This is a genomic window from Oleiphilus sp. HI0066, assembly GCF_001635725.1.
Map to the genome: position 1 here is coordinate 47,758 of NZ_LWFH01000224.1, position 16,907 is coordinate 64,664.

The 16,907-nt window shown below is 41.5% G+C and carries 13 protein-coding genes; 4 read left to right on the forward strand and 9 right to left on the reverse strand.

The window, feature by feature from the left end; all coding sequences use genetic code 11:
* Positions 1-18: 18 nt before the first annotated feature.
* The gene (locus tag A3738_RS03610) at positions 19-2,163 is read left to right on the forward strand and encodes an FAD-dependent oxidoreductase (protein ID WP_068482844.1); all 2,145 of its coding nucleotides are present in this window, start codon (positions 19-21) and stop codon (positions 2,161-2,163) included.
* On the opposite strand, the gene A3738_RS03615 is transcribed toward A3738_RS03610, so the two are convergent.
* A complete protein-coding gene (locus A3738_RS03615) occupies positions 2,160-2,837 on the reverse strand; it encodes a DUF3592 domain-containing protein (RefSeq protein WP_156502820.1) in 678 nt (225 codons plus the stop codon). The two genes, A3738_RS03610 and A3738_RS03615, sit on opposite strands and share 4 nt — an antisense overlap.
* A gap of 293 nt (positions 2,838-3,130) precedes the next feature.
* Positions 3,131-3,331 carry a hypothetical protein gene (locus A3738_RS03620; protein ID WP_068479576.1) on the reverse strand — a complete coding sequence of 67 codons (201 nt, stop codon included), beginning with the start codon at positions 3,329-3,331 and terminating at the stop codon, positions 3,131-3,133.
* 585 nt (positions 3,332-3,916) lie between these two features.
* On the opposite strand from A3738_RS03620, the gene A3738_RS03625 reads away from it, so the two are divergent.
* Positions 3,917-6,826, forward strand: coding sequence for a TrlF family AAA-like ATPase (locus tag A3738_RS03625; RefSeq protein WP_369819761.1), 2,910 nt, complete (start codon positions 3,917-3,919; stop codon positions 6,824-6,826).
* An 8-nt stretch (positions 6,827-6,834) separates the two neighbouring features.
* Positions 6,835-7,731: a competence protein CoiA family protein gene (locus A3738_RS03630; RefSeq protein ID WP_156502818.1), complete on the forward strand. Its 897-nt coding sequence runs from the start codon at positions 6,835-6,837 to the stop codon at positions 7,729-7,731.
* A 207-nt stretch (positions 7,732-7,938) separates the two neighbouring features.
* On the opposite strand, the gene A3738_RS03635 is transcribed toward A3738_RS03630, so the two are convergent.
* Positions 7,939-8,907 (reverse strand): AAA family ATPase, encoded by a 969-nt coding sequence (locus tag A3738_RS03635; RefSeq protein ID WP_082878603.1) that lies wholly within the window; start codon positions 8,905-8,907, stop codon positions 7,939-7,941.
* Between the two features lie 11 nt (positions 8,908-8,918).
* A complete protein-coding gene (locus A3738_RS03640) occupies positions 8,919-9,104 on the reverse strand; it encodes a helix-turn-helix domain-containing protein (RefSeq protein ID WP_068474161.1) in 186 nt (61 codons plus the stop codon).
* A 240-nt stretch (positions 9,105-9,344) separates the two neighbouring features.
* Here A3738_RS03640 and A3738_RS03645 point away from each other — a divergent pair, with 240 nt between their 5' ends.
* A complete protein-coding gene (locus A3738_RS03645; protein ID WP_068474159.1) occupies positions 9,345-12,062 on the forward strand; it encodes a DNA methyltransferase in 2,718 nt (905 codons plus the stop codon).
* A gap of 81 nt (positions 12,063-12,143) precedes the next feature.
* On the opposite strand, the gene A3738_RS03650 is transcribed toward A3738_RS03645, so the two are convergent.
* The 5 genes from A3738_RS03650 to A3738_RS03670 form a co-directional block, all read right to left on the reverse strand.
* Entirely contained in the window at positions 12,144-13,352 is a 1,209-nt protein-coding gene (locus tag A3738_RS03650; protein ID WP_068474156.1) for an integrase family protein, read from the reverse strand.
* A gap of 503 nt (positions 13,353-13,855) precedes the next feature.
* Positions 13,856-14,296 carry an RDD family protein gene (locus A3738_RS03655; RefSeq protein WP_068502141.1) on the reverse strand — a complete coding sequence of 147 codons (441 nt, stop codon included), beginning with the start codon at positions 14,294-14,296 and terminating at the stop codon, positions 13,856-13,858.
* A gap of 58 nt (positions 14,297-14,354) precedes the next feature.
* Positions 14,355-15,275, reverse strand: coding sequence for a lipopolysaccharide assembly protein LapB (locus tag A3738_RS03660; protein WP_068474150.1), 921 nt, complete (start codon positions 15,273-15,275; stop codon positions 14,355-14,357).
* Entirely contained in the window at positions 15,275-15,694 is a 420-nt protein-coding gene (locus A3738_RS03665; protein ID WP_156502642.1) for a hypothetical protein, read from the reverse strand. Before A3738_RS03665 ends, A3738_RS03660 begins: the two co-directional genes overlap by 1 nt.
* Before the next feature lies 1 nt (position 15,695).
* Positions 15,696-16,907: 26S protease regulatory subunit (locus A3738_RS03670; protein WP_156503923.1), on the reverse strand; the 1,212-nt coding region annotated here is incomplete at its 5' end.

Consider the following 16,907-nt stretch of genomic DNA (forward strand, 5'->3'; position numbering starts at 1 on the left):
ACTAAGTAAGAGCATTTCATGTCGGTCAAAAAACTCATTCTCATTATTTCCATCGCGGCTGCTTTTGTCGTGTTTTACAGCCTTGGTTTAGATCAATACCTAAGCCTGGATTATTTTCTAGCGCAGCGCGACGCTCTACTTGATTATCAAGCTAACGAGCCTTTTAAAGCTGCCGTAATTTTCTTCCTAATCTATGTCGCGGTCACCGCGCTGTCACTCCCAGCAGCCACACTGATTACACTCGCAGCAGGTGCAATCTTTGGGCTCGTGCAAGGGCTATTGCTCGTCTCATTTGCTAGCACAATAGGCGCAAGTATCGCGTTCTTAATGGCGAGAACTCTGTTCCGCGATTCGGTACAGCAACGTTTTCAATCTAGCTTCAGTAAAATCAATGAAGGCATTGATAAAGAAGGGGCATTTTATCTATTCGGTTTGCGCCTCGTACCCATCTTTCCATTTGTCGCAGTCAACTTACTAATGGGGCTGACAAACTTTCCATTGCGCCGCTACTTTTGGGTGAGCCAGCTAGGTATGTTGCCGGGCACATTTGTCTACGTGAATGCGGGAACACAGTTAGCAGAATTAGATTCGTTATCAGGCATCGCATCTCCTGCAATTTTATTGTCCTTTGCTGCCTTAGGCATATTCCCGTTTGTCGCCAAACGCGCACTGGAACGTATTAAGGCCCAACGCGTTTACAGCGAGTACGATAAGCCAAAGAGCTTTGACTCAAACATGGTAGTAATCGGTGCAGGTGCTGCCGGTTTAGTAAGCTCTTATATTGCTGCGGCAACAAAAGCCAAAGTCGATCTTATCGAGCGCCATAAAATGGGTGGAGATTGTCTGAATACAGGATGTGTACCGAGCAAAGCATTGATTCGATCGGCGAAGATCAAGCATTACGTCGATACCGCAAACACCTACGGCGTGAATGTAGAAAACACGAGCGTTAACTTTGAAGCTGTCATGGAACGCGTGCAAGAAGTTATCAAGAAAATTGAACCTCATGATTCCATCGAGCGCTATACCGATCTGGGAGTGAACTGCATTACAGGCAGCGCCAAAATTCTTGATCCCTGGCGTGTTGAGGTAAACGGCGAAACAATTGCCGCTCAAAATATCGTCATTGCGACGGGCGCTCGTCCGACCATGCCAACTATCGAAGGGCTCAATACTGAACTGGCATACAATTCAGATACGATTTGGAATCTTCGTACACCACCAAAATCTATGGTTGTCGTTGGAACAGGCCCGATCGGCTGCGAACTCGCTCAAAGCTTCCATCGTTTAGGTGTGAACGTCACCTTGGTAGGTCGCGACATGCGCCTATTGCCAAAAGAAGATGAAGATATGTCTTCGCTCGTACTGGCGAAAATGCGCGATGAAGGCATGAATATTTTACTTGGCCATTCTGTTGTCCGCGCTAAAGACACTACTGATAGCTCGCAGCAGCTACTCGTTCTCGACGCTGGCGAACAATCCAAAGAGATCGAATTTGACTGCGTGTTGTTTGCTGTTGGTCGTACAGCGAATACCCGAGGTTTTGGTCTTGAAGAACTAGGTATCGAAAATTCAGAAAACAGCACGATTGAGGTCAACGAATATCTTCAAACTAAATATCCAAACATCTATGCCTGCGGTGATGTTGCTGGTCCTTATCAGCTTACGCATGCAGCTTCGCATCAAGCATGGTATGCATCGGTGAACGCCCTATTTGGCACACTGAAACGCTTTAAAGCAGATTATCGCGTGATTCCTTGGGCGACCTTCACCGACCCTGAAATCGCGCGAGTAGGCTTAAGCGAAGATGAAGCAAAACAAGCTAACATCGAATATGACGTGCACCGCTACGGGATTGATGACTTAGATCGCGCCATTGCCGATAGCGTCGATTATGGTCAAGTAAAAGTGCTGACAGAAAAAGGCAAAGACAAAATACTAGGCGCTTGCATTGTCGGACATCATGCTGGCGACTTGATCACCGAGTTCGTGACGGGCATGAAGCATAATCTTGGCTTAAACAAACTTCTGGGAACGATCCATATTTATCCTACCCTAGCGGAATCGAATAAATACTTAGCCGGAGAATGGAAACGCGCTAGCGTTAAACCGAGCACTCTAAAGCTGGTAGAACGATTCCACCAATGGCGTCGAGGTGCTTAGATAATACTCGGTAGAATTGCCCCTACGACAATACTGCCGGAAGCCACAAAACAACATGCACCGAAAGCTTGCGACATACGAACACGAACAGCTTGCTTTCGGTCATAGAAACTCTTACGCCATTGGTTGAAAGCCGTTGGCTCACGCAAACAATAGCGCACGTCACCGTTTTCAATATCAAGCGTTTGTAGGTTCTCTGTTTCGTCTTGCTCTCGTTTAAAACGAACGATCACAAATAAGCAAACTGCAACAACGAACGACGCAATAATAATGTGCATCAAACCGATGCCTGAATCAGGAACAAGTGCTGAAATCAACATACCGCTAACAAGCAGGCTCAACATCAAACTTAATGCGACAAAAGTACGGCAATTACGCGAGTGACTTCTGCGTGACTTAGATACGTGAAGCTTAATTTTGTCGCCAATATGGAAGCGATCAGCCGCTTCAGGGTCGATACAAGTGAAGCTTACAGGGCCGTCTTCACTTCTATATTCTAGAACAGGGTAGTAACCACTTTTGGTCGTTCCACGATGAGAGGATGGTGAAAAGACATGTTGAACGCTTTTAACAAGTGCATTCATTTTGTGCGTACTTTGAAGGAACCTTACATAGTCCCGCGTCAATAACAGCCCAGCAATTGCCATGGTCGCGGCCATTGCTATATTGTACATCTCAACCAACATCTACTACTTACAACCTCTTATAACACGCGTTTAGCAACATCCTGTCTACACGTTTGCGTTTTCGCTGCCGTCATTCTTATGCTTTCTAATCAACAGCGTCACACTAAAAAGGAGAATTGCTTCTCATTTGGGAGGGTGATTATGCGCACAAAGGCAGTGCTTTGCAAGCACGCATAAAAAAAGCGCGTATAAACGCGCTCACATGGATACTACTTCTTACCTAAAGCCGGACTGAAATCTACTTACTTCTTACTACACTACTGCTTACTACTGGCTAAGCCCTAAATTGGGGCAGAGCCATAATTCATTGTTGGTTTTTTAGGAGGATCTGCTCGTACATTGTCAGCAATCTGGCTAACTGCGCCACCTTTACTCAAAAACGCGTCTACATCTGCGCTGAGTTGCTGTCGAACATTATTACGTAAGTTGGCCGGAGACTCGCTCGAACACGCAGCGATAGGCCCATTGGCTTGCTGAGACATAGTGATACCTTTTTACCCGCACGGTAAAGCTATTTAGTTGTCATTACTGCGCCACTTTGTGTGGCTTAATTTTATAGTTTGTAGCCGATCGGTCTGTAAGGTCTGGAGCTTGGTAGAACTCGTTAATGACCTTCGCCAATTTTTAGCTTACGTAATAAATATAAAGCACATTCTAGCTTTTGCAAGGTAAATGATTGTTTTTTATAGCTTAACATTTATTTACCTATTAACAGTTGTTGTCTTATGTAACGAGATTATTGAATTTCAGGTGTTTTTCGTTACCCGCCACGCAAACGACCAAAACTAAGCTAGGGTTAAAAATATAGCGCAAGGGAAATGACGGCGCGCTAACACCTCTCCAATGTCATTTCCCAAATCCCTAGTTGTTATAAAACTTTAAGGCTTTCCTTTGGAAAGCCTCTTTTTTTTCAATAACTTATATTCCACCTCACCAAGCACTTACTTCTGGTGCTACCATGGTGCTACCTTATTGCACCTCGATATTCAGATCATCTTTATTTACAGTAGTCCCAATAAACTAGATACTTAGATCCAAATACAATAAACGACAAGGATAATAAGTTGTTGCACCGAGGCTCCGAATGGAACAAATGGGACCTACACGTCCACACGCCTGAATCTATACTAAACAATCAGTTCAATACCGATTGGGACACATATGTCCAAACACTATTCAAAAAGGCATACCAAGAACAAATTTTCGCAGTTGGAATAACTGATTACTTTTCAATCGACGGCTACACAAAGCTCAGAAAAGACTACTTGGGCAATGACGAGAAATTGCGATCTTTGTTTAGTGAAGATGAAATCAGCCATATCAAGAACATGCTGATAGTCCCCAATATTGAGTTTAGGCTTAGCAAATTTATCACCGGAAACGCTCGAGAATTAAGTAGCCTCAATAGAAAACTCAACTTTCACGTAATCTTATCTGACGAACTTTCGATTGAAGAAATTCAAACCAACTTCTTACAACAGGTAACCTTTGACAGTTATGCAGAAACTGGTTCGCCGGCACACCAAATGCCACTTACCAAGACCAACTTGGAAAATTACGGAAAGGCGTTAAAAGAGGAACATAGCGCCTTTCGAGATAGCGGACGCAGCGACCTTTATATAGGGATGATGAATGCAGGCGTGGATGAGTCTAATATATTAAAAACCCTAGGCCACCCTCTTTTTGCAGACAAATATCTACTCGGAATAAATCCAGATGAGGACTTAAGTAGAGTGTCTTGGAGTTCTTCCGGCCATGCGAGCCGGAAAAACCTAATTAAACAAGCCCACTTCATGTTCACCGCTAATCCCGGCACTGTTAGGTTCATGCAAGGAGAGTTTCACGATTCTCAAGATGAATTCATACAAGAATTTGGCACAAAAAAACCCTGCCTATGGGGTTCAGATGCGCATGATTTAGAAAAGCTCTTAGAGCCTGATGAGAATAGGCTAACGTGGATCAAGGCAGAATTATCTTTCCGCGGCCTAAAGCAAGTAGTGTACGACCCAGAATCCCGAGTGAGAATACAGCACAACTCACCTCAATCCAAAAGCGAATACCAAACCATTAAGGCAGTCAAATTCATTGACGGTCGAGAGCAACCGGAATTTAGCTTAGCCGACATCCCTATAAGCAAAGATTTAACATCAATTATTGGTGGGAAATCGTCAGGAAAATCTTTATTACTTCATCATATTGCCAAAGCAATTAACCATGAAGCCGTCAAAGATGTTTCCTCCATTTCTAACTCCTCAACATATGAGCATTTAGCGAGATCACCTAAATTTGATTTCGAAGTTACTTGGGATAATGGCGATATCAGTAAGTTAAATGAGTTAGAAAACACAAAGCCTATTACATACATTCCGCAGCTGTATATAAATCAACTCGCAGAGAACGATGGAAAAGATCATCTAAATGAACTCGTGAAATCAATACTCTGCCAAAACGATAAATTCAAAGAGTTTATTACTTCGTCCGAGACCAGAATAGCAAAATTGGAGTTAGAACTATCAAACTCCATTAGCGAATATTTCTTGTTACGTTCCGAGTATGAAAATCAAATAGCTGAAAAATCTCGAATTGGTGAGAAAAAGGCGATTGAGAAAGAATCCACTCGCCTAGAGCTTCAAATAAAAACACTACAAGAAAAGTCTGGTTTCTCAGAAACTGAAAACGAGCTCTATCAACACCTTACCAAAAGGCTAAGTACGCTAAATGAGAGAAAAGAAACCCTCCAAAAGCTTTATCATACATCTAATATAATGGCTGCACTGTTTAATGACCAAAGCTCTAGTATTTTTGACTCTCTAAAACTGAATGCCAACTCAAAATTACCATCAGAATTCAATTCAAAATTTGTCTCTAAAATATTAGATAACGCAAGAGTAGAACTAACTACTGCCCTGCATAACTCCTCTGTTTTCGCTAAAACAAGAGCAGCTAAAACACCTGAACTAATCCAAAAACTTGATAAAGAAATCCAAGCAGTAGCTAATCGACTTACGCCACTATCTAACAAAGTTAAAGATCAAGAGGCTCTTGCCGCTCTAAATAAAACACAGTCTATTGAAAAGGAGAAACTCAACCAGATATTGGGAATTGAACAGCATATACAATCTATAAATGCTCGCGGAAAAGAAGTCTACGAACAAATAGTCAATCACCACAAGCAGCTTACAGAATGCTATCTAAATATTTCAAATGAACTTACAAAAACAGACTACCAACTAGATGAAGGAATTGGGATCAAAGGCGATTTGGGCATTAACACAGATAAATTCAATGAATTTATTAAATCCTTCGATCGTCGTACAAATTTAGAAAAACTTTTCCCTGACCTTTTCGATGAAAGCGGATTTCCTATTTTCCGCAAAGATACATACAACCAATCCATTGAAAAAGCTTTTAGCACAATAAAGAGCAAAGTAGACGCACCTACTCTAAAAAAAGGAGTATCGCTAGAAATTGCTACGAAACGACTTTTTAGCAACTGCTTCGAATTCAACTACATCGTTAATTATAACGGTGATGAAATTGCGCATATGTCACCAGGCAAACGAGGGCTCGTATTACTAAACCTTCTTTTGCACCTCAGTAACGCCACCCACCCTATATTGATTGACCAGCCTGAAGACAATCTAGATAACCGAACCATTTATGACCTCTTAAAAGGCTATATTAGGCAACGCAAAAACAAAAGACAGATCATAATAGTCACTCATAATGCTAACCTTGTTGTCGCATCTGATTCAGAATGTGTGGTAGTAGCTAACCAAAGCGGGCAAGTTCCTGACAAAGAAAATAAAAAACATAAATTCGAATACTGTGCGGGAGCAATTGAACACTCGTTCATATCACCAGAAAAAGACGGAGTACTTTATAAGAAAGGAATTAGAGAGCACGTTTGCGAGATCTTAGAAGGTGGAGTAATAGCCTTCCAAGAACGCGAAATGAAGTATGGTTTTAAATTTTAATTTGTTAAATGACCCTAATTCCCTTCGCCATTAATCCTGAGAATCGCTACGTCGAGGTAAGCCAAGTACCTAGCGGTAGGAAGTGCAATTGTGTTTGCCCCAGCTGTAAGCAACCCGTGCTAGCACGAAAAGGAGCGAAGAAAGAATGGCACTTTTCTCATGACCCCAATCCTGAGACCCCACCAGAGAAAGAGTGCGAACTTTCTTTCGAGGTTTGCTGTAGACAATATCTTGAGCAAATAATGCTAGAAGGCACCGTAAACGCACTTTGTACTCCGGCTTATTACGTTGCTCATACTTGCGAGGAAACATGGCAAACAACCGCACGGGCGGAGGTGACTCAAAGTAGAACCCTTTCATCCCTATCATTTAAAAAGTCGGATCACACTGACCTAGTTAGCCAAATTGGCGACTACGAAATCTTAGTGTTCATTTCGTACCCTGAAAGAGTAAGACCGGAAAATCCAAAGTCTAAATCAAGCGCACTTTTAGAAATTGATATCACATGGGTTAGGCATAAGTACTATTCACAAGATAATGATCTAACTCTGACTGAACTACTTTTACACTTTATGCATGAAAGCTCTGAGAATAAATATTGGCTATATCACCCAAATGAAGGACACGTTAAAGCTCAATTGAAATACGATTACGAGATGGATAAGTGGAAACAAGCTGAGGAAGAACGCCAGTTTATGGTACACATTGAACAACGCTTTGCATTAACACATATCCCTAGCAACAAAAATCACTTACAGAATGAAAGTCAATATCACACAACAAGTCTTAGCCCTACTAACAAAAAACCTAATCGGCATTGCTTGAAGTGTGACCAATACTATACTGGCGATTCAACATGCCCTCACTGCGGCAACTCACACTCGGTGCCGGTTCTATACCAATAAAAAGTAGACTCTACAGGTTGTTGCACGGTTGCGCACCTATAGGGTGCAACCGTGCAACAACCTAAAACGAAGCAGAACTCTCGGTTATCACAACCGATACTTTCTCTGTTCACTTCGGTTCGCGTTAGCCTCTGTTTTGGTTCTAAGCACGGTTGTACTTTCGGTTCTAGCTCGGTTCGTTTTCGGTTGGAGAACCGAGTAGATAACCTATAGCACCCCATTATCTTTAGCCGTTTTGATATGGCGGCATACTGTGGACTTGTTCACCCCCACCTCTTTGGCAATATCCGCCTGACTAAGGCCTGACTCCCGAACCAGCTTAATAACCTTATGATAAGTAGAATCGTCTAAGCTTTTTTGCTCCCAGCTATAGCTTCCTCCCTCCTCCTTCAAACTAAGCTCGAACGGTTCCGATTCTGCACCCGAAAATCCTCTGGCCTTCTCAAAATGTACTTCAAACCTTGCCCCTTCTTTAGCCTCGTAATCCGATGGACGCTTTAAATTAATAACGGAGTCCAGCACATCTTCACGCTTACTAGTGCCACGCTGCCCTCCACCTTTGCCAGCATGGTGAATGAACAACACCGAGCGACCCTGCGCTTTCAACCCCAAAGCCCAGTTCTGGACGATATCCCAGCTTTCAGCGTCATTTTCATTACCGCCTCGGCAGAGAGTCGAGATGTTATCTACGATAATTAGCTTCGCCTCCTCCACCATTGGCTGCAAAAGAATATGAGAAGCCGGATTTGACAGGTTAGGCATCCCTTTTGGCTGCCTATCTGGCGTAAGCACATGGAAATAATCTTTGGGTATTGGCGGCTTGCCTTGCGATATCCCCTTAAAGCGTTCCTGCAAGTCTGCTTGCGCCATCTCCCCATCGATGTACAAGACTGGGGTAGGCTGCTTTACCTCCCACCCTAAAAAGCTTGTTCCCGTAGCGACTGCATGCGCTATGTTCAATGAAAAGAATGTCTTACCTATGCCTCTCGGCGCATAAATCATTGCGAGACCTTGCTCTGGTAGCCAAGGCGCTAGAATGCACTGTCTAGGCGGAATATTCTCCGCCATAAAGTCATTCACACATACCGACCTAAACGGATTCTCATAGCGCACTTGCTGATCAAGTTCAGGATAGCCTTCATAACTAGGGATAGGTTCGTGGTTGCCATCATACATACAATCCCCCCCTACGCTTCAAAGGTGTTATCGGCTAAGAAAGACGAAACATCATCTTGTCGATAGCGTACATAACGCCCCACCTTCACATACGCTAATGGATAGCGTTTTTGACAGCGCCATATAGCCAAGGTCTGCTCACTCACACCCAATATTTCAGATACCTGTTTAGGGGTTAATAGTTTCTCGTTACTCATAAAATTTACTCCACGTTGTTTTCAGTTGATGAACATTTCGGGAGCAAAGGTATAAATTTTTCTTCGTGGATGTAATGGGGTGAAGAGGCCGAGAACCTATAGGTTCAAAATAACAAAAAGTTAATCTAAATTGAGCAAATATATAAACCCTAAACAACAAATTTTCATTTCCTATATATCCTCAACTTAATCAGTTTATATAATCCTCTCTTAAATAATGAATGATAAGGAAAATCATAAATGCCTCTAAGCTGGAATGAAATTCGATCTCGCGCTACACAATTTTCCAAAGATTGGGAGACTGAGTCCTCAGAAAGCGCAGAAGCAAAATCTTTCTGGGATGATTTTTTTAATGTTTTTGGCGTAACTCGAAGAAGAGTCGCTAGTTTTGAAAAACACGTAAAAAAGATCGACGGCAAAGATGGTTTTATTGATCTTCTATGGAAAGGCACTCTTCTGATTGAACATAAATCTAAAGGTAAAGACTTAGATAGAGCCCACAAGCAAGCCCTAGATTATTTTGAAGGAATAGAAGAAAAAGACTTGCCCCAATACGTCATTGTCTCAGATTTCGAGCGCTTCCGATTATACGATCTGGATAACGGCTCCCAGTTCGAATTCAATCTCAGTGAGCTACATCAAAATATTAACCTATTTGGCTTTATTGCCGGCTATGAAACGGGAGTCATACAAAACCAAGACCCTGTAAACATTAAAGCAGCTGAGCTGATGGGCGAGTTACATGACCAAATGAAAGCCGTAGGCTATGACGGTCACGAACTGGAAGTATATTTAGTCAGATTACTATTCTGTGTATTTGCTGAAGATACTGGGATATTTGATAGACAAGAATTTAAAAACTATATCACGCAAAGGACATGCAATGATGGTTCAGACTTGGCAGGCCACCTTGCCACTCTATTCCATGTATTAAACACACCAGAATCAAAAAGATTAAAAAATAGAGATGAACAATTAGCCGCTTTTCCATATATAAACGGAAAGCTTTTTGAAGAAATACTTCCTCCCGCAGGTTTTGACTCTAAGATGAGACAGGCACTTCTTGACTGCTGCTCACTAGACTGGAGTCGTATTTCACCAGCCATATTTGGCTCGTTATTCCAGTCAATAATGGATAAACATGCTCGAAGAAATCTTGGGGCGCATTACACCAGTGAAGAAAACATTCTAAAAGCCATTAATCCACTTTTTCTAGATGAATTACGCGATGAATTTCTTAGGATAAAAGGAAACAAAAATAAACTCGCTCAGTTTCATCAGAAGCTTCGGTCATTAACCTTTCTTGATCCTGCATGCGGGTGTGGGAACTTCCTAGTCATTGCTTACAGGGAACTAAGACTTCTTGAACTTGAAGTGCTTCGAGCTGCCAATAAAGGTGGCCAAATGTCTCTAGACATCAATCAAATGATACAGGTAGATGTTGATCAATTCTTTGGAATTGAACTTGAAGAATTTCCAGCTCAAATTGCACAAGTTGCACTTTGGCTAATGGATCACCAGATGAATTTATTGGTTTCCGAAGAGTTCGGCACATACTTTACCCGCATACCTTTAAGCTCTAGCGGAGCGATCGTTTGTGACAACGCCTTAGAGATCGACTGGAACGATGTCATTAATGCAGATAGTTTAAGTTTTATAATGGGCAACCCTCCCTTTCTAGGTAAGAAAGAACAAAACTCAGACCAGAAGACAAGTCTTAAAAAATTAACCAAAGATCTAAAGGGCGGAGGTAATCTGGACTTTGTAACTGGGTGGTATTTTAAATCTGTTGATTACATCAAAAACCACCCAATAAATTGCGCATTTGTGTCTACAAACAGCATCACACAAGGAGAACAAGCTCCGGTATTATGGAGTTGGATGTTTTCTAAAAATATTGAACTCAATTTTGCCCATAGAACCTTTAACTGGAAAAATGAAGCGAAGGGAAAGGCCGCAGTTCATTGCGTCATTATCGGCTTTAGTAAGAAGATTCATGCCAATACGAAGAAATATATATTCGAATACGATGATGTAAAAGGGCTACCGCACAAAATTAATGCAAAGAAAATTAACTGTTATTTGGTCGATGCATCGAACATTCTTATAGAAAATCGAACAAAACCCATAAGTAACGTTAAGCCCATTGTTAAAGGTTGCGAAGCAACAGATGATGGACACCTCACCTTCACAGAAGAAGAAAAAATTGAGTTCTTAAATAAGGAGCCAAATTCTGCCAAGTACTTTAGACGATTGCGCGGAGGAAAAGACCTAATTGCTGGCCGTGATAGATGGTGCTTATGGCTTAAAAATGCACATCCAAGTGAAATAAAGAAAATGCCATTGGTTGTGGACAGAATCAACAAGGTTAAACAATTTCGCTTGAATAGCCCTAAGGATCAAACAGTTAAAAAAGCAAGTACACCTTACTTATTCGGAGAGATTAGATTAAGTGATACAGGAGACTCTATAGCAATACCAAAAGTTTCTTCCGAAAGAAGGCTCTATGCGCCAATATCTTTTGTCGATCATGATGTTATTCTCAATAACACAGTTCAATTCATCCCTAACGGTTCACTATATGAATTTGGACTAGTTCAATCCACGATGCATATGGCTTGGATGAGATCAGTAGCAGGACGAATGAAAAGTGATTACCAATACTCTATTAAAATAGTATTCAATAATTTTCCATTCCCAATTAACCCGACAGACAAACAAATTTCAAACGTCGAAAATAAGGCTCGAACTATTTTAGATACGCGATCAAAATATATTGGCGATTCACTGGAAGATCTTTATGATCCGTTAACAATGCCTGCTGATCTGTTTAAAGCCCATCAAGAACTAGATAAATCCGTAGACGCTCTTTACACTAAGAAAAAGTTTAAGAGCGAAGCTAATAGAGTTGCGTTCCTATTCGACAAATATCAGGAAGCAGCAAGTTTTTTACCCTAAAGCAAATAAAAAGTAGAGAGTTTTTGAGAACGGGGGCGTTTTTTAACACGGGTCTACGTCCCTGCATAATCACTCTACATTTTAATCTAGAGCTTTATCTAACATAAACGCTTGAATTTTCTCCAAAGGCTCTCTCAAACGCTCTACATCGGCAATGACATAGCGCGCGGTAATATCACCCGATGTTGAGTGATTAACCAAGCTTTTAAGTGCGTACTGAGAGATATCTAAGCTTTCGGCAACCGTTGTAAAGGTTCTTCGTAAATCGTGATAGGTAAACTGTATTCCTGTTTCCTCGATCACTTTATCCATTAAGTAGTTAAACGAATCAATATAGCCATGTTTTGAGCGCTCGCTCGCGAACACATAGCCTTTCTTACGCCGTTTAATTTGCCCCTTAAACAAGTCTCTTGCGTGATCTGTTAATGGCAGTGTTAATGGTCTTCCACTTTTCGTTTCCTGAATCGTGAACGTCTTTTGTTTGAAGTTGATATCCTCAATTTTAAGCTTCGCCATTTCCCTACGACGAACCCCATGCAGTAAAACAAGCTGGAAATAAAAACCAGCAGCTCTCTGGCCGTAAAAAGAGGACTCGGTTAGGGCTCGCATTGCGGCAAACCAATCCTTCATATCAGAGGTTTCAATTTTATTCTCTCGCACTACATCTTTATTCCAAGTGCGCGTATGCGATAAGCGCTTAACAGGGTTATCAGAGAACATGCTTTCACCATTCCCTTTTTCATACTGACCATTGGCGAAATTAAACAGCGCCCCGAGTATCTTCATTACCTTGTTGGCAGCAGAAGGGGACTTTTTGCTTATCTGGAGGTGCCGTTCACTGACCTTATCGCGTGTAATTTCGACCATTGGACTATCAGCCCAATCAACAAAGTGCTTATCAAGCGCATTCTCATACTGCGCTATCGTAGATGCCTTTAACTTAGAGCCCCGATACTTTAGATAGTCCGCATACACTTCACGCAAGGTTAACTTGGATTTCTGTTCGGCTCGCGCCTTATGAATAGGATTTACCCCATCAACCATCTCTGCGATTGCTTTCTGTGCCTTTTTACGCGCTTGCTCAACCGTTAAATCTGGGTGCCGTCCGAGCGTGACGCGAACAGGTTTGCCTTTTACCTTCCTATAAGCGATATATGACTTAACGCCGTTTTTCGTAATGGATAGAACCAAGCCCGGCAAAGCAGAATCATAGTAATAGGTTCGTGCCTTACCTTCCTCAGCCTCCAATGCAGAGACTAGTGCTTTGGTAAATTTAAGCTTCATTGTCATATCTGGTGCTACCGTGGTGCTACCCTAGAGAGAAAACGATAGTAATCTAAAGAAACCCAAATATAAACCTAACCTATTGTTTTTATTATCTAATTAAAACAATAGGCATGTAGAGAAAATCAGGGAAAACTCCCTAAAAAATAACTAGTTGTTATAAAACTTTCGGGCTTCCTTTTAGGAAGCCCTTTTTTTTGCCTTGCGTTTGGTAACGGCCAACAAATATGTGTACTTCAGGTGCTACTGTGGTGCTACCAAAAAACTCGCTTAAACAAATAACTTTCAACATCAAGATTGTGCTCCAGCATCAGCAAAACATTCAGTGGCATAGAGAGATTGGAGAAAAATAGAGGTATTGATAAGGAAAGGATTAGACAAGAGCCGACTTTAACTATTCCGCAATTTAGGAGGCATGACTAACCACTCTTGTTTATAGAACAGATCTAACTGACTTTTATTTTCAACGTTCTATATAAGCGTGAGTAGAATAGATGTTATTGGCTTATTCATCTGGTTGTCGTGACAATTGTGCGAGACCAAATATCACCTACTTTGGAACCAAACTGTTTATGCGTATATAAGATGTCCACAACGAATAATGTGACTCCTAGACTATTCCGGAAGAAAGACTGAATAAGGTCACATGAAAAGCCGGTTTCGACGTCCATAACTCTAATATCCATCAACTTTTTGCCTATGCTTTGACCATTAGGCAAGCTATCTCGCAACAAAAAGTAAAATAACGGTATGAGGTAGTCCGCTGTAGCATCCGTATAACCAGCTTCGATAACGGCCCCGCCGACGAGATAACAAAAACTCCATAAAAGGCCAACAACTAGCAAATCAATCCCAAAGGCCCAAGACCTTTTCTCTAAACTAATCTCTTTATTTTTTGAATATAAATCCACATCAGCAAACCCGCTGATTTCCCTTATTTTTTTAAACATCCGAATTTCCATTTATATACAACTTGGGCTCACAGCCCCCAAAATATAGACCTTCGCCTTAGAACTCTCTATTGAAAGAAAATGTTTCAAGTTCTTTTCTAAGAGTTTTTTGGTAGAAGGGAATACCAATCCATGAATACGCAACTATCAACAACCAAGAAATAGATATCCAGAAGGAAGCTCTAGGATATCCAATATCACCCACAACAAGAGATAACAGATTAAATAGCAAGTAAGCAAAAATTAGAACGAGACACCCTTCGATCTGTGTTAATGCCGATAATTTGGAATTGAATCTCCACCAAAACCCCAGGAAAAAGTTCTTCCTCATCTTGATGTTTCCCAATAAGGTCAGCGCTTCTCGTGAACTGGGATTATGTAGAATCACAAATTTTGCGTGATATTCAGCATCTTCTATACACCCATTTGCTAGAGCTATTTTTCCCATCAACAGGTTTGCGTCTTCATCCTGCGCATGCATAGCTAAAGCCTCTAACGCATAGCCATTTGCTTTCTTAAGCTCGCCGACAGCTAAAAAGTATTCTCCAAATACGATCGATACTCTTGCAGAATCAGGGTCTATGTTCGCAGCTGAATGAATACATTGCAGAGCTTCCTTCCTATTCCCAAGCTGCATTAAGACTTCACTTTTTAACAAGTGAGCTTCAGTACTTTCTATATCCAAACCCAATGCTTGATCACAGTATTCAATTGCCATCTTGGGCTTTTTCTTAATTATGCTTATGCGCGCATATACAAGATAAAAAAAGCTAATATTAGGGTCTATTCCCAATGCAATTTTTAGCTCGTATTCTGAAGCATGAAGTCGACCTTTTGACAGAAGATTGGCCGCTAATAGCGCATGTCCAAAGGCATCGCTCGGATCGTCAGCCAGGACCTCTTTCAGAGCATCAATTGCGAGATCATGCAATCCTTGATGGTAGTATCGCCATGCGGCTTCAATTTTGTAATCATTCATTAGTTTGCCGCCTGTTCCTTCAGATACTTATGAATTTCGTACGGCCTAGCTTGCTTACTAACTAATAGATAAAGCGTAAAAAAGAACCCAGCTTGCGCCAACACTCTCAAATAAGGCCCAAACTGCTCTTTGAACACCTCTTGACCATTTAGATTTGCTAGTACTCCAAAACCAAAAAACAAAGAGAATAAACCTATAATCCCGAGCACAACGATTAATAGTTCTTTCTTGAAGGTTGGACTACCCATAAAGAAACTATTCAGCAACAACCAAACGGGCGGTATCCAATATTTCCCAAGTAAAGGAGGCACCCACAGAAACGGAACAAACATACAAACGAAAAATATCGCCAAAGGATCTGCAACCAAATTTTCATAAGCTCGAGGCTTGGGCTCATCAATTATCTGATAGGATTGCATCTTACTTTCCATGCTTCTTCAAAAACTCCAGAACATCATCGTATCGCCCGCCATCATTGGCGTAACGAGCATAATTGCGCGCAGTTGTTAACCATTCCGTCGTGGTAGCCCTGCTATCTCCCAATGCCTCTTTAAAATGATTTGAAGATATCGATACCTCTTTACCTGACTCTATAGACTCCTCGATTGCTTCATCTGCAGCCATATCCACTAAATTAGCTAAGTCTGCACCTGAATAACCAGGTGTTTTCGTTGCTAAGCCTTTGTAGTCGATATCGGGCAATGATGGCCTTTCTTTCATATGGTGCTCTAGAATCGACTGCCTAGCTTCTTTATCAGGTGGCGGCACAAAGAACATTCGATCAAAACGACCAGGCCTTAGAAAGGCGGAATCGATCGACCAGGGCACGTTAGTGGATGCGAGGACTAAAACTCCATCATTGTTTTGCGAAAATCCATCCAGCTCAGTTAAGAATTGACTAACGGTGTTGCTCGTTGAACTGTTTCTAGCGTGCTCCCTTTTACCCGCAAGCGCTTCCAACTCATCAAAGAACAAAACACTTGGAGCTTCTGCACGCGCTTTTTCGAAAATTGCATGAAGTTTCTGCTCAGACTCTCCAATATACATATCAAGGACATCTGAAATCTCGACATTGAAAAAGGAAGCATTGCATTGCCCTGCCGTTGCTCGAGCAAGAAGGGTTTTGCCGCATCCAGGTGGACCATAGAGCAAAACTCCGCCACCCACCTTCTTCTTGAAACGCTGGAACAAAGAAGGTTTCTGAAAGGGTAAAATAATTTTCTTGTGAACTTGTTTTTTTACTTGGCTGAGCCCAACCACATCCTCAAACGTAGTAGAATCTTCTCGATGTCGGGCCAGCTCAGTAACTGAGCCAAAGTCTAATTTTTCGACAACTTTTAGTTTGACCTTCTCTTCTGTAATTCCAAAAAACTTATCGAGAGATTGCGAGCGAATTGAAGCATCCCTTATTTTCCCTGAAACATAAACTGCTTTCGCTTCATCGAGACACTCCTCATTCTTAAGTTTATTTACTATATGGAGCAAAGAACCTACATCAATTCCTTCAGAAATTTTTATTAGACTGGTTAGATCATTATGCCGTACAAAGCAATCTACTAATTTAGTGGCCTCCTCGTCGGACAAAACCATAGATTGATCTTTAAAAAAGGACTCTGCTGCACCCATGGTAGT

What these genes read in the sequence shown, in the direction of transcription:
- A3738_RS03610 (WP_068482844.1), top strand. Translation starts at nt 19, where the DNA reads ATGTCGGTCAAAAAACTCATTCTCATTATTTCCATCGCGGCTGCTTTT.
- A3738_RS03615 (WP_156502820.1), bottom strand. Translation starts at nt 2,837, where the DNA reads ATGTACAATATAGCAATGGCCGCGACCATGGCAATTGCTGGGCTGTTA.
- A3738_RS03620 (WP_068479576.1), bottom strand. Translation starts at nt 3,331, where the DNA reads ATGTCTCAGCAAGCCAATGGGCCTATCGCTGCGTGTTCGAGCGAGTCT.
- A3738_RS03630 (WP_156502818.1), top strand. Translation starts at nt 6,835, where the DNA reads ATGACCCTAATTCCCTTCGCCATTAATCCTGAGAATCGCTACGTCGAG.
- A3738_RS03635 (WP_082878603.1), bottom strand. Translation starts at nt 8,907, where the DNA reads ATGTATGATGGCAACCACGAACCTATCCCTAGTTATGAAGGCTATCCT.
- A3738_RS03640 (WP_068474161.1), bottom strand. Translation starts at nt 9,104, where the DNA reads ATGAGTAACGAGAAACTATTAACCCCTAAACAGGTATCTGAAATATTG.
- A3738_RS03645 (WP_068474159.1), top strand. Translation starts at nt 9,345, where the DNA reads ATGCCTCTAAGCTGGAATGAAATTCGATCTCGCGCTACACAATTTTCC.
- A3738_RS03650 (WP_068474156.1), bottom strand. Translation starts at nt 13,352, where the DNA reads ATGACAATGAAGCTTAAATTTACCAAAGCACTAGTCTCTGCATTGGAG.
- A3738_RS03655 (WP_068502141.1), bottom strand. Translation starts at nt 14,296, where the DNA reads ATGTTTAAAAAAATAAGGGAAATCAGCGGGTTTGCTGATGTGGATTTA.
- A3738_RS03660 (WP_068474150.1), bottom strand. Translation starts at nt 15,275, where the DNA reads ATGAATGATTACAAAATTGAAGCCGCATGGCGATACTACCATCAAGGA.
- A3738_RS03665 (WP_156502642.1), bottom strand. Translation starts at nt 15,694, where the DNA reads ATGCAATCCTATCAGATAATTGATGAGCCCAAGCCTCGAGCTTATGAA.